This is a genomic window from Helicobacter didelphidarum (genome assembly GCF_003364195.1).
In the GTDB taxonomy this organism is placed as follows: Bacteria; Campylobacterota; Campylobacteria; order Campylobacterales; family Helicobacteraceae; genus Helicobacter_A; species Helicobacter_A didelphidarum.
Genome location: NZ_NXLQ01000008.1, coordinates 24,662 through 37,927, shown reverse-complemented (window position 1 = coordinate 37,927; position 13,266 = coordinate 24,662). Strand labels below are relative to the sequence as shown.

Genomic DNA, 13,266 nt, shown 5'->3' with positions numbered 1-13,266 from the left:
TATGTTTGGCTCAATCTTGTGGAATACCTTTATAAAACTCTGATTTCTTTTGTAATTTTTCTTAGCCTAAACTCCTTGTTTATAAGAATTTTTTGGACCAAGAAACTTTTTCATACGTTCAAAACTATTTAACGCATTAATATACGCTTTTGCTGTCGCATGAAGGGTATCAAGATCTTTCCCATGCCCAATAACAGGACTACCACTTTCTGCAAAATCAACTTTGACCATAACATTTGCCATCGCATCTTTACCGCGAGTAACAGATTCTACTTTATAATCAAGGAGTTTCCCACCAATATTACATACGCGTTCAATCGCACGCAATATACTATCAACAGAACCATTCCCTAAAGCACAATCGTTAAAAAGTTCATTATCACGTTTCACACTCAATGCAGCCACATGAGAACCATTACTTGAGGTGCTACATTGGATAGATTCTAAAGTAAAAACTTGTGGAATATAACTATTTTGCTCACTAATAAGAGCTAATAAATCTTCATCATAAACAACTTTTTTTTGGTCGCAAAGAATCTTAAATTTCTCAAAAATCTGATTAAGCATAGAAGATTCTAACTGATAACCGAGTTGTTCAATTTTATCTTTAAACGCAGCTCTTCCACTATGTTTACCCAACACAAGATTCTCATTATTCATAATTCCTATATCACTTGGTGTCATTATCTCATAAGTTTCCCTATGCTTTAAGATTCCATCTTGATGGATTCCACTTTCATGACTAAACGCATTTTTACCAACAATAGCCTTATTTGGTTGAGGACGTATACCTGTAATATCGCTCACTAAATTACTTGTCCTGTAAATTTCTTTTGTGTGAATATTGGTATCTAATCCACCATATTGAGTAAAAATATCTTTACGAGTTTTGAGAATCATTACAACTTCTTCAAGAGCACAGTTCCCAGCCCTCTCCCCCAAACCATTAATTGTGCATTCAACTTGCCTTGCACCCTTCATGATTCCATAAATAGAATTTGAAACTGCTTGCCCTAAATCATTATGACAATGCACAGAAAGAATAGCTCTATCTTGCACGACCTTGTAAAGCTCCTCAATTATATTACCAATTTCATGCGGAAGTCGATACCCAACTGTATCTGGCATATTTAATGTTTTTGCTCCTGCTTCAATCGCACCAAGAGAAATCTCTTTTAAAAAACCTATATCACTACGACAAGCATCTTCGCAACTAAATTGTATATCATCGCAAAACTCTTTTGCCATTGTAATACTTCTTATAGCGAGCTCTAACACTTCGTTTGGTTTTTTCTTGAGTTTATATTCCATATGGATAGGAGAAGTTGCAAGGAATAAATGAATACGTGATTTTTTAGCATACTGAAGAGAATCTTTTGCTCTCAAAATATCACTCTCAACACAACGAGAAAGAGAACAAATCGTGCTTGTTTTTACTTGTTTGGAGATTTGACTTATAGATTCAAAATCTCCTTCGCTACTTGCAGCAAAACCAGCTTCAATTACATCTACACCAAGCCTCTCAAGTTGCAATGCAACTGCAACTTTCTCTTCAATATTCATTGAAGCACCCGGACTTTGTTCACCATCACGCAAAGTTGTATCAAAAATTATAATTTTATTATTTTGCATAGTTTTATCCTTTGTTAAATGAAATAAATAATAGAAAAAGTGAATATTAATTAAAAGATTAGTGTGCAAACGCACACAGATTGAAAGTCTTACGAATAGATAAAGAAATAAAAATTATAATATGGTAACAGGACCAAATCTTAGAATATGATCGTTGTATCAAGTATATAAAAGCTAAAAAATATTGAGAAATATATAATAAGAATGATTGGAACACATTAAATAACTTGAATAATAAAGTATTAGAAAACATGTAGCCAAAAATCCTCTCTAAAATTTATAATCCCCTAGTAAAAACTTAAAAATTCTCTCAAAAAGTACGTTTCAAGAGATTATCAACACGCAAAATAGTTGTCAATCTATCACCTTGCTTTGCAATACCATAAAGTAAGTTTTCTTGCTCGTTAAATGTATCAGGAATTGGATCAACAAGACTTTCATCAATACGAATTGCTTCTGTAAGCTTATCAATAACAAAACCAGCAATTTCATCATTATGATTTACAACAAGATAACGCGTATCTTTATCTTGTTTTGTTGGTGGAATATTAAATTTCATTCTGAGATTAATCAAAGGATATACATTTCCGCGTAAATTAAACACACCCATAACATAATTTGGAGTGCCAGGCACTCGAGTAAAATCAATTGGTTTAATGATTTCTTTTACATTAAGAATTGGCACTGCAAACTCCTCTGTACCTACAACAAACCCAATTAATTGAACAATATTTTCAGAATCACTATGCAAGTTGTTTACACCACCATCTTGTTTTTGTTGTTTTGCAAAAATATCTTTTAATGCATTATTATCCATCTTCCTATTCTCCTGCATGTAGATTTATATTTCTTTTCACAACATTCAGCAAATATTCAGGTGTATAAGGCTTTGTAATATATTCTGTCATACCAGATTCCACTCCACGCATTCTATCCGTTTTGCTTGTTCTGCTTGTTACAGCAATAAGTGGTAAATTTTTAAAGCGATTATATTTTCTTACTTCACTTGCAAAAGTATAACCATCCATACGTGGCATTTCAATGTCTACTAACACCGCATCTAAATCATGATCGCCACTTTTCACAATTTCCAATCCCTCTAGCCCGTTGCTTGCCTCAAGCACAGTGATACCTAACGGTTTTAAGCACTTCTTCATAATTGTTCTATCTGTTGTACTGTCATCAATAGCCAACACAATATAATCACTTGGCGAATGCTTTGCTTTTGCTGTGTTGCTTTGCGTGATAAGATTATTAACACTCACTTTGACATCTTTTGCCATATCCATCATTGCCGCCACATCTGCGATAAGAGTAATTTTACCATCACCACGAACAGTCGCACCAGCTATTCCTTCTGTTCCTTTAAGATAATAACCTAAAGATTTAATAACAACTTCTTCTTGCCCAATCAAATAATCAACAATCACACCAATCTTTTGTTCTGCTAAACCAATAATAACAACATAAACCTCATTTAAACTCTCTAAAACAGAATCTACTTTAAATATATCTGCTAATCGTACAAGACTTAAAACCTCATCGCGCAATCTCAAAACACTTTTGCCATCAACAGTATAAATTTCTTCTTGAGATACACGCACTGTCTCTAAAACAGAACTTAATGGAATTGCATAATATTCTTCTTGCACTCCAACAAGTAATGCTTGCATAATAGCAAGTGTGAGGGGAATTTTCAATTTTTGTGTTGTCCCTACACCTTGTTCAGAATCTATCTCAATGATACCATTGAGTTTCTCCACATTTGTTTTTACAACATCCATTCCTACACCACGACCACTTACATTTGTAATATGTGCAGCAGTAGAAAAACCGGGTCTAAAAATAATTCCAAAAGCCTCTTTTTCGCTCATTTGATCTGCATCACGCTCACTAATTAAACCTTTTTCAATAGCTTTTTTCTTTAAAAAATCCGCATTTAAACCTTTTCCATCATCTTTAATCTCAATAACAATATGGTTACCTTCATTATAAGCTTTCAGCTCAACTTTACCTGTCTCACTTTTACCATTTGCTTTACGAATGTCTGGGGTTTCAACGCCATGATCACAAGAATTTCGAATAATGTGAATAAGAGGATCACCAATTTCTTCTACAATAGACTTGTCTAATTCAGTTTCCTCTCCACTTATAATAAGCTCAATATTTTTTCCTAATTCACGACTTAAATCACGCACCATTCTTGGAAATTTGCTAAAAACCTTTCCAACAGGCAACATTCTTGTCTTCATAACTGCTAATTGCAAATCCGTTGTTACCGTGCTAATAGAGCTTACAACTTGATTGAGCTCCTCTAAGAACTTTTCACCATCGTATCTCTCTTCAACATCGCCATAGATTCTAATAAGGCGATTTTTACCTAAAACAAGTTCGCCAATAAGATTCATTAAGTGATCTAAACGTTTAACATCAACGCGAACAGTTGGCTCAACCGCAACAGAAGGTGCTTTTTGTCCCCCTTCTGTTGCTTTTTGTGCGGGTTTTGTGGCAGGTTTTGGTGCATTTGGAGTTGGGGCTACTGATGCACCAGCTGCTGGGGGAGTTCCTGCTGTTGCATGAGTAGCTCCTTCCTGTTTTTTCTCAGCACGTCTTTTTTTATCTTCTTCCTGTCGTTTTGCAAGGAGTCTTGCAATTTCAGCTTCAACCTGTTCTGGAGACATATTAGAGTAGTCTGGTTCTGGCTCTTCTTTTTGCTGTGCCTCTGCTACTTCTTTAATTTGTTGATTGTCTGTTGTTGTGGTACTTTCTTGTGCTGGTGGTTCTGTTACTTGTTCTGCAGGAGTAGCATTTTCTACGACTGGAACACCCCCATTGGAAATAGCTTGTAATTTTTTAACACAATCGCTTACATCAATACCACTATTAGCATCCGTCCCATTATCTCGAATGACATTTAAAAGGGCTTTCATTAAATCTATAGATTCTAGAACAACATCCATAATGTCGGGTGTTATTTTAAGCTCACCCCTACGAGCCTTATTTAAAACATCTTCCATATTATGCGTTAAATGAGTTAAAATATCAAAGTTCAAAAATGAACTTGAACCTTTGATAGTATGTGCTACTCTAAAGATTCTATTCAATAAATCTAAATCTTCTGGATTACCTTCTAATTCTACCAAATCTTGGTCAAGTTGCTCGACCATCTCAAAGGCTTCAATTAAAAAGTCTTCCATTATCTCTTGCATATCATCATTCATTATAACACCTCATATTTAATCTCTTATCCAGCTACAATTATAACATAAAAAATAAACATATTTAAGCTTATTCTAAAATTTTTGAAATTTCTTCATAAAAAGATTGTGCATCAAATTTTACCAAATAAGCATCTGCCCCTATATCTCTACCCTTTTGTTCGCTAAATTTATCACAAATTGATGAATTGAAAATCAAAGGAATAGCCTGAAATCTTTCATCATTTTTAACTGATTCTGCAAAATGGAATCCATCCATTTTTGGCATCTCAATATCAGACACAATAAATCGCAAGAATGTAAGCATATTAGGATGTTCCTTATGAAATTCATTTAGCATATTTAGTGCCATTTCACCGTCATGAGCTTCAATCACAGTAAAGCCCATTTTATGCAAATTCTTTTTAAGCAAAGACCGAGCAATTGTGCTATCATCAACAATCAAGACATTCCCACTAAATTTCTTTCTAACTTCTTGAAGCTCTTTTTTATTCTTTTTATCTGCATAGAAATCTAAATCGTCTATAATACCCTCTAGATCGAGAATAAGTAATGTTTTCCCATCCTCAATATGCGTTGTACCTGTAATTTTACCTCTCTCCAAGTTATGACTATTTGAACTAAATTGTGCAGCTTGAACTTTATCCCAGCTGATACGACGAATTAATTTTGCCTCATGCACCAAAAAGCCAATTTTAAGATTGTTAAATTCTGCAATTACAACGCGTTTTTTGCTTAATGGTAATTTTGCTTCTCTTTCTTTAATCTTCAACCAAATTGCCAAATCAATTAGTGGAATAATCACTCCACGCAAATCAAATACCCCAATAACATAGTCAGGGCTAGCTGGTAAGTCAAAAGTTTCTGGCATTTGGATAATCTCTTGCACTTTCGCAACATTAATTCCATAAATGCCCTCATAAATTTCTCCATTAACTTCTTCGCTAATGCGAAAATCAACCAATTCTATTTCGTTTGATGAAATCTTTGTTTTATACACCTTTTCTTGCTCCATATTATACCTCATATTATTCTATCATATTAAATGAAAAATATTTCTTATGAAAAAATGATGAATATAAGGAATTATAAAAAATATTGCCTTTATTCAAGCTTTTCCCCAAATGAAAATGTCCCTCAATAATATAAAACTTATCAGAATCTCGTGCAAATCCTTCTTGAATAAGTGGCATTATAATGTTATCATAGTATATTGCAAGTCGCTTAGATAAAAAATCATTGAAATCTGAACGAAAAAATGAAAATTCAGCAATCAATCGATGATTAATGCGATTCGCAAACCTCTTGTATATTATACCATAAGTTATTTTATCTAAAAACTCAAAAGTAAATAATACTATTGGATTATTAATAAAATGTCGATAAAAATGATAAAAACTGCTAATCCACAAATCTCCATGAGATAGAATACAATAATGATTGTTTTGAGTTTTGATAATGAGTGGTTGTGCATTATATGAATAGATTTTTATTGGAATTGAACAAAATGAACATTCGTCATTTATTTCTTGTGATTCTATAATATCTCTTTTCTTAGAATTCTTTTGAGAATCTCCATACTCGTTATTTGTATAATTTTGTATTAAATCTTTATAGCGAAAATTTTTCTCATCAGAATCACACACGATGCTTTTTAACAAAGTATCCTTATAGGAAGTGTGCGAATTTTTATGAACTATATACTCACCATCGTCTCTGCTACTATTATCCCAAATATTCTGTAAAAAAAAATCGTGATTTCCCTCTAAAAATATTACTTCATTTGTTTGACTTAATGTTGCAATAGCATGAATCAAGCTATGGTTACTCATACAACTTGTGGGCATTGAACCTATAAGTAAATGAAAAATATCCCCCATTAAGAAAACTTGCTTGTTTTTTGGAATCTTTGCAAAAAAATCAAGTAATTCTCTATCTCCTTGTTTAAAATGAGAATCTGCAATAAAAATTGCATCATTTTGCAATATTGTGTCATGTAAAAATGTCATTTTGTTTTAGTCTTTATAAAATATCTTAATTTGAAGATAGATATTATACCAAAAAAGAATATTGAAACATCAATATCTTTGTGGGAAATTGGTAAAAAGGATATTAATACAACTAAATTATTTGATATAAATACTTAATGAATGAAAATATTTTTATCAGTCAAAAAAATACTTCAATGCTATAACCCATTTTCCATATAACACATCGACAACATAAGTTTACTAAAGACCATAAAAATATTCATAGAAATGATAGATTTTTTGGATTTTGCAGATTTTTCTTAGTATAAGGAGAGAATAGTTATCCCCCCTACAAAATATTCGAAATATTTGTAGGGTTTTTCTATGCTTTATCTTTAATATTAAGAGTCTTGATAGTTTTCATATACACATCATATTTTGTGTTTTTAATGTATCGTAAGAGACTTTTTCTTTGACTGACAAGTTTAAGTAATCCGAGTCTGCTTGAATGATCCTTTGGATTCTTTTTCAAGTGTTCTGTGAGATTTGTGATTCTATGTGTAAGAAGTGCTATTTGCACTTCACTTGAGCCGGTATCTTTATCATTTCGAGCAAATTGAGATATAATCTCTTGTTTATTTGCCAATTCTGTAGCCATAATGACCTCCTAAAATGGTAGTAAAATTTCAAAAAAAATGAATTTTAGCATAATTTTCTTTTATTTTTGGTAAAATTAGCGTTATTTTTTCTATAAAATCATTATTTAAGGCAAAAATTAATACTATGGCAACAAAAGAGCAGACTACAAGCATTAGACAAAAAGCTTTCCCTTTCTTAAAGCTTCTAGGTAGGTCCAAAGATTTGGGGGTTGTGCTATTTATTATTGCTATTTTAACTGTAATAGTCATTCCATTACCATCTGTGGCTATTGATATACTTCTTACTATTTCCATAGCACTTTCCATCTTAATCATTCTTATTGCACTTTACATCAATAAACCTATGGATTTCTCGACATTTCCAACACTACTACTTTTCGTAACAGCATATCGTTTGGCTTTGAATGTTGCTACAACAAGAATGATTTTAAGTGAAGGAAGTCAAGGTGCTGGACATGTAAGCAAAATTGTTGAGCAATTTGGACTTATTGTTGCTGGAGGAAATTATGTTATTGGAATTATCATCTTTGTGATTTTAGTTATTGTAAATCTGCTTGTTATTACAAATGGTTCTACACGTGTTACAGAAGTCCGTGCAAGATTTGCTCTTGATGCAATGCCGGGTAAGCAAATGGCAATTGATGCGGATCTCAATGCAGGATTAATTGATGAAAAAGAAGCAAAAACTCGCAGAGAACAATTAGCACAAGAAGCTGACTTTTATGGTGCAATGGATGGTGCAAGTAAATTTGTAAAGGGTGATGCAATTGCTGCAATTATCATAACAATTGTAAATATTGCGGGCGGATTTGCTATAGGTGTTTTTCAAGATGACATGAGCATGGTTGATGCAGCACAAACTTTTACAATCCTTACGATTGGCGATGGGATTGTTGGGCAAATTCCAGCATTGATTGTTGCTACTGCCACAGGTATTGTCGCCACAAGAACGACGAAAGGTGAAGAAGAAAATTTTGCAAATAGCCTTGTAAAACAACTTGCAGATAAGTCCAAAACACTGATCATTGTAGGCTTCGTATTATTCATATTCTCGCTTGCACTTGGTGTAGCATCATCAATGGTTATTGCTGTAATTTTTTGGTTTGTTGCATGGCTCATTAATCGCGACAATAGAGATTCGATGTTCTCAAGCATTACACAATTTTTTACAAACAAGAAATCAAAAACAAAACAAACACAAAAATCTAGCGATGGAGCAAAACAACAAACACCAACTATTTTACAAGAACAAGCCCCTAAACGTCCTCCAAAAACTCAAGAAGAAATTAAAAAAGAAGAAGAAAAAGCTATTAACGAGGTTCTTAAAGTAGAGTTTCTTGAACTACATCTTGGTTATCATCTTATTCGTTTGGCAGCAGTAGATCAGGGAGGTGATTTACTGGAACGAGTGCGTGGAATTCGTAAAAAAATAGCAAGAGACTATGGATTCCTTATGCCGCAAATTCGTATGACAGATGACCCAGGTATAGGACCAACGACCTATCAGTTTTTCTTAAAGGGCATTGAAATTGGAAGTGGTGAAGTCATGCCAGACAAATTCTTGGCAATGAATACTGGTATGGTAGCAAAAGAAATCGATGGGATTCCCACCAAAGAACCCGCATTTGGACTTGATGCAATGTGGATTGATGCAAACTTGAAAGAAGATGCTATTATACAAGGTTATACTGTAATTGATCCGTCAACTGTTATTGCAACGCACATGAGTGAACTTGTCAAGCGATATGCAGAAGAATTTATTACTAAAGATGAAGTGAAAAAACTCATGGATAGGCTTGAAGAAGAGTATCCAGCAGCCATTGAGGAAGCCAAAAAAGTGCCTTCAAATATTGTCCGCAGTGTGCTACAAGCATTATTACATGAGGGAATTCCAATTAAAGATATGCTAACCATTTTAGAGACGATTACAGATATTGCACCTATGGTGCAAAATGATGTTCCCACAATTGTTGAGCATGTACGTTCTAAACTCGCACGTGTTATTACAAATGTATTTAAATCAGAAGATGGAAATCTTAAGCTTATTACACTTTCACAAGATTCTGAACACTTCTTATTGGGGAAACTTAAAGATCAACATGGTTCTAAATTCTTCCTTTTGAATACAAGTGAAACACAAAAACTTATCGATGCAGTAGAACAAGAGAGTGTGAGAATTATGCAACGAAATATTACACCCGTTATTCTAGTCGTTGATCCTCCACTTAGATTGGCATTAAGCACAAAATTAGAACAGTTTAAATTGGATTCTGTTGTTGTATTAAGCCATGCAGAAATCGACCCAAATGCTTCATTTGAGGTGCTTGGAACAATTGATGTAGGATTTAATAGCCAATGAAGTATCTAAGATACACTAATCCAGAAAAATAAAATTGAAACTTTTATGAACTAAAGATAATATTCTGCATACTAAGGGCAATTATAGAATATTTTCATTTCATAAAACAAAAAAAAATGATAAAAGATATTCTATAATTACCAAATGCTTTCTTCTAGTCAAACAGAACAAAAATTCAGCAAATACGATAAAAAGTAAATTTTAATAAAAGTAACATCGTGAAATCTAATGACATATTGATTCCATATATAATCCAACATATTTTAATTCGCGTAAAAATACAATGAGTAATAAACATATTATTGTGCCTCTTATATCAATGTGTAGAAATGTAAAAAAATAAAATAAAGTTATAAAAACAACCATATTCATTCTATTCTTTAGAATTATTTATTATATTTACATAAGCATTTTGTTTAATAATTCTACAATACAAATTGCTACCATGAAATCAATAAGAACTTCAATATTAAAGGAAAAATAATGGGAAATATTGATAAAACAATACGCCTATTAATTGCAATAGGTATTATATTTTATTTTGGTTTTTTAAATCATAGCTGGTGGTGGCTGATTTCTCTTGTGCCATTATTTACAGCAGTATATGGATTCTGTCCGCTTTATAGATTTATTGGTAAAAATGGTGGGGAATGCCCATTTCGTAAGAATACAAATAAAGTTTTATAAACTCAGATATATTTCATGAAAGGAATTACAATGAACAATTTACTCAAACGTAAAGAACAAGCTACTCCAAAAGGTGTAGGTGTATTATGTAATTGGTTTGTGCAAAAAGCAGAAAATGCTACAATTTGGGACACTGAAGGCAAGGAATATATCGACTTTGCTTCAGGTATTGCCGTGCTTAATGTAGGACATCGCCACCCAAGAGTGATGAAAGCAGTAGAAGAGCAACTCAAAGCTTTTACTCATACCGCCTATCAAATAAGCCCTTACGAAAGCTATATCGAGCTTGCTGAAAAAATCAATGCACTTGCTCCAATCAATGGTGTAAAAAAATCTTGTTTTTTTACCACAGGAGCAGAAGCCACAGAGAATGCTATCAAGGTCGCAAAAGTGCATACAAAGCGATATGGAGTTATCGCTTTTGGTGGTGCATTTCACGGACGAACATCAGCTGCGGTAGGAATGACAGGAAAAGTTACACCCTACAAAGCGGAAATTGGCGTTGGAATGGTCGGAATCTATCATGGCTTATATCCTAACGAGCTACATGGTGTAAGTGTGCAAGATTCTCTCAAAAGTTTAGAACATATTTGCAAAAGCTCTATTTCTCCTTATGATGTTGCAGCTATTATATTTGAACCCGTGCAAGGAGAAGGAGGGTTCAATCCTGCCCCAAAAGAGTTTGTAGAGAGATTGCGAAAATTTGCAGACGAATATGGGATTGTCTTAATCGCTGATGAGGTGCAAACAGGATTTGGAAGAACAGGCAAACTCTTTGCAATGGAATATTACGATGTTAGTGCAGATATTGTTTGTATGGCAAAAAGCTTAGGTGGCGGATTCCCTATCTCGGGAATTGTAGGGAAGGCAGACATAATGGATGCTCCAAGTCCGGGTGGATTAGGTGGCACTTATGCAGGTAGCCCACTTGGCACAATAGCAGGTCTTGAAGTGTTAAAAATCATCAAAGAAGAAAATTTATTAGAGAGGGCAAATCATTTGGGAGAAAAACTCCAATCTTTTCTTTTGGGTTTAGCACATAAAGAAATCGCTCAAGTGCGTGGTATCGGTTCTATGGTGGCAGTTGAGTTTTTTAAAAATGGCACACCAAATGCTGATATTGCTAAAAAAGTGCAGGATCTTGCTATGCAAAAAGGATTGTTGCTTCTTACTTGTGGAAGCTATGGCAATGTCATACGCTTTTTATATCCACTCACTATCCCAGAATCTCAATTTGACAAAGCTTTAGAGATTCTAAGAAGTGTCATTGTGGAGGCTATAAAATGAGTTTATCAACACAACATTTGGGGGTTTTAAACCATAAGTTTGTCTCGCCCAATAAAAAAGAAGGGTTCATTCCTGTCTCGAATCCCGCAACAAATGAAACTCTTGCTTTCGTGTATGATATAACGCAAAGTGAATTAGAGCAAATTATCATTAAATCCCAAATCGCACAGCAAAAATGGGCAAAGATTCTTGCACATGAGAGGGCAGATACTCTACTTCGATGGTATGCTCTCATATTAGAATCAAAGCAAATTCTAGCCCAAATCCTCACATTAGAAATGGGTAAGCCGCTAGGAGAAAGCTTAGGTGAGATTAGCTATGCAGCAAGCTTCATTCGGTGGTTTGCTGAAGAATCTCGACGAATCGATGGCGATATTTTACAATCTGTGCAACCAAATCAAAAACTTTTTGTGTTAAAACAACCTATCGGTGTATGCGGAGCGATTACTCCATGGAATTTCCCTTCTGCTATGATAACGCGTAAAGTTGCACCAGCACTTGCATGTGGTTGTTCGATGATAGTCAAACCTGCAACACAAACACCGCTTAGTGCATACGCCCTACTTGTCTTAGCACAACAGGCAGGTATCCCAGAGGATTTATTGCAAGTTGTTACTGGAAAAGCAAACATGATCAGCAAAGTTTTGTGTGAATCTTCTATTGTGCGAAAAATCACTTTTACAGGTTCAACAGAAGTTGGTAAAAAACTTATGGAACAAGGGGCAAATACAATCAAAAAGCTTTCTTTGGAGCTTGGAGGGAATGCCCCTTTTATTATTTTTGATGATGCTGATGTAAGCGATGCGATTAAAGGTATACTTGCATCTAAATTTCGAAATAGTGGGCAAACTTGTGTGTGTGCAAATAGAATCTACGTCCAAAAAGGCGTATATAACAAAGTCGCTTCCGCATTGAAAATAGAAATAGAAAGACTGGAGGTCGGTAATGGCTTAGAAGAAGGTATTACGCAAGGACCGCTTATCGATGATAATGCAGTAGCAAAGGTGCAAGAGCATATTGCAGATGCAACAACAAAAGGGGCAAAAATTCTAAGCGGTGGAAAGATTCATGCAAAAGGTGGAACATTCTTTGAGCCTACAATTTTGACAGATGTAACAAGTGATATGACTGTGGCTAAGGAAGAAACCTTTGGTCCCCTTGCACCATTATTTCCATTTGAGAACGAAGATGAAGTTATCAAAATGGCAAATAATACGGAATTTGGCTTGGCAGCGTATCTCTACACAAAAGATACTGCACGAATCTTTCGCGTAAGTGAAGCTCTCGAATATGGAATGGTGGGAATAAATACAGGCATTATTTCAAATGAAGTCGCTCCATTTGGTGGTGTGAAACAAAGCGGACTGGGAAGGGAAGGTTCTAAATATGGTATCGATGATTATTTAGAACTTAAGTATTTGTGTGTGAATCTTGGGGAATGAGATAAAAATACA

At 34.2% G+C, this 13,266-nt stretch carries 10 protein-coding genes; 4 read left to right on the top strand and 6 right to left on the bottom strand.

All coding sequences use genetic code 11. From position 1 onward, the window contains the following. Positions 1 to 66: 66 nt before the first annotated feature. From CQA53_RS05035 to rpsO, 6 genes are all read right to left on the bottom strand, one after another. The gene (locus CQA53_RS05035) at positions 67 to 1,632 is read right to left on the bottom strand and encodes a 2-isopropylmalate synthase (protein WP_115542940.1); all 1,566 of its coding nucleotides are present in this window, start codon (positions 1,630 to 1,632) and stop codon (positions 67 to 69) included. 310 nt (positions 1,633 to 1,942) lie between these two features. Beyond that, positions 1,943 to 2,449 carry a chemotaxis protein CheW gene (locus CQA53_RS05030; RefSeq protein WP_115542939.1) on the bottom strand — a complete coding sequence of 169 codons (507 nt, stop codon included), beginning with the start codon at positions 2,447 to 2,449 and terminating at the stop codon, positions 1,943 to 1,945. Between the two features lie 4 nt (positions 2,450 to 2,453). Then, positions 2,454 to 4,853 (bottom strand): hybrid sensor histidine kinase/response regulator, encoded by a 2,400-nt coding sequence (locus CQA53_RS05025; RefSeq protein ID WP_115542938.1) that lies wholly within the window; start codon positions 4,851 to 4,853, stop codon positions 2,454 to 2,456. A 67-nt stretch (positions 4,854 to 4,920) separates the two neighbouring features. Beyond that, positions 4,921 to 5,865, bottom strand: coding sequence for a chemotaxis protein (locus tag CQA53_RS05020; protein WP_115542937.1), 945 nt, complete (start codon positions 5,863 to 5,865; stop codon positions 4,921 to 4,923). Positions 5,866 to 5,878: 13 nt separating this feature from the next. Continuing rightward, a complete protein-coding gene (locus CQA53_RS05015) occupies positions 5,879 to 6,859 on the bottom strand; it encodes a metallophosphoesterase (RefSeq protein ID WP_115542936.1) in 981 nt (326 codons plus the stop codon). A 343-nt stretch (positions 6,860 to 7,202) separates the two neighbouring features. Then, positions 7,203 to 7,478, bottom strand: coding sequence for a 30S ribosomal protein S15 (gene rpsO / locus CQA53_RS05010; protein ID WP_115542935.1), 276 nt, complete (start codon positions 7,476 to 7,478; stop codon positions 7,203 to 7,205). A 125-nt stretch (positions 7,479 to 7,603) separates the two neighbouring features. Here rpsO and flhA point away from each other — a divergent pair, with 125 nt between their 5' ends. From flhA to CQA53_RS04990, 4 genes are all read left to right on the top strand, one after another. Beyond that, entirely contained in the window at positions 7,604 to 9,838 is a 2,235-nt protein-coding gene (gene flhA, locus CQA53_RS05005; RefSeq protein ID WP_115542934.1) for a flagellar biosynthesis protein FlhA, read from the top strand. A gap of 483 nt (positions 9,839 to 10,321) precedes the next feature. Further along, on the top strand, positions 10,322 to 10,525 hold the full coding sequence (locus CQA53_RS05000) for a YgaP family membrane protein (protein WP_115542933.1): 204 nt from the start codon (positions 10,322 to 10,324) through the stop codon (positions 10,523 to 10,525). Between the two features lie 30 nt (positions 10,526 to 10,555). Beyond that, entirely contained in the window at positions 10,556 to 11,812 is a 1,257-nt protein-coding gene (gabT, locus tag CQA53_RS04995; protein ID WP_115542932.1) for a 4-aminobutyrate--2-oxoglutarate transaminase, read from the top strand. Next, positions 11,809 to 13,254 (top strand): NAD-dependent succinate-semialdehyde dehydrogenase, encoded by a 1,446-nt coding sequence (locus CQA53_RS04990; RefSeq protein WP_115542931.1) that lies wholly within the window; start codon positions 11,809 to 11,811, stop codon positions 13,252 to 13,254. The genes gabT and CQA53_RS04990 overlap by 4 nt, the downstream gene beginning before the upstream one ends. The last annotated feature ends 12 nt before the right edge of the window (positions 13,255 to 13,266 follow it).